This window comes from Dysgonomonas sp. 511, from assembly GCF_010501105.1.
In the GTDB taxonomy this organism is placed as follows: Bacteria; Bacteroidota; Bacteroidia; order Bacteroidales; family Dysgonomonadaceae; genus Dysgonomonas.
This window is the reverse complement of the sequence record NZ_QVMQ01000077.1, coordinates 1-1,032: the sequence shown is the minus strand read 5'-3', so window position 1 is coordinate 1,032 and position 1,032 is coordinate 1. Positions and strand designations below refer to the sequence as shown.

The 1,032-nt window shown below is 39.3% G+C and carries 1 protein-coding gene and 1 pseudogene; one reads left to right on the top strand and one right to left on the bottom strand.

The window, feature by feature from the left end:
- A partial coding sequence (locus D0T57_RS15320; RefSeq protein ID WP_163274341.1) for a transposase occupies positions 1–413 on the top strand: 413 nt, incomplete at its 5' end.
- A 57-nt stretch (positions 414–470) separates the two neighbouring features.
- Here the strand turns inward: D0T57_RS15320 and D0T57_RS15315 are convergent.
- Positions 471–875: pseudogene (locus D0T57_RS15315) on the bottom strand (recombinase family protein); the annotation flags it as partial.
- Positions 876–1,032 lie beyond the last annotated feature (157 nt).

Sequence of the window (1,032 nt, the reverse complement as noted above, 5' to 3'; positions counted from 1 at the left end):
AGGCTTATCCTATCTTGCGTGATTTTGAGAAATGGATCGATAAAAACTATCCTCAGGTATTACCATCTTCCAAGATCGGTAAAGCAATGTCGTACACTTATGGTATATATCAGCGATTAGCCCGTTATGTGCTTGACGGACGGTATCGTATTGACAATAATCTGGTTGAAAATGCGGTAAGGCCTTTGGCATTAGGACGCAAGAACTATTTATTTTGTTCAAATCACCAGTCTGCTGAAAGAACTGCTATGATCTACTCTTTACTGGGTACATGCAAAATATGTGGGATAAACCCGAGCCTTTGGCTAACAGATGTACTAAATAGAATACAAGACCACTCTATACAGGAACTCGATGAACTGCTTCCCGGAAAGTGGAGACCGCAATCTTTGATTGATCGACCTGAAAATTAAATCATTTAAGCATATCCTGATGGCGTTTATATAATCGCCATACTTGAGACGTTTATATAATCGCCATACTTGAGAGGTCGTGAAACGATATCCTCTGCTGGTCTTGAATCCTTGCCGATTGAGTGCATGAGTAATCTGCAAATATGTTCTACTCTGATTTCTCATTATTAAAATAAGGGCTAAGGCACGTTTGTTGTTCTCGTTAGTTAAGGCTTTTGCCTTATTAGTCTTGATACTATTAGCTATTGCCCGCGCATGATTATTCAGCAGGCTCTCCGGTTTACCTAACTTAATACCTTTATCCTTCTTCGCTCTTAATGATTGTTTGGTGCGTTCTGAAATTAGGTTGGCCTGATACTCAGCAATTGAACTAATGATATGCAGGATTAATCGATTAGCTTTGGGAAAATCGCAGAAAACAATCTCAACATCGCTTTCTAACAGCCGACTGGTAAATGCTACGTAATCCTTCGGTCTGCCTCATCTTTTACAAGATTTATATAGTTTTTACCTTTGCGGAGAGAGTTAACGATAAATTAATGAGCCATCGATCCTAAAACATCAAATGGAGCAAGATATACATCGAGCTCCCTGTCGCGTCCAACAGTATATGTTTCTA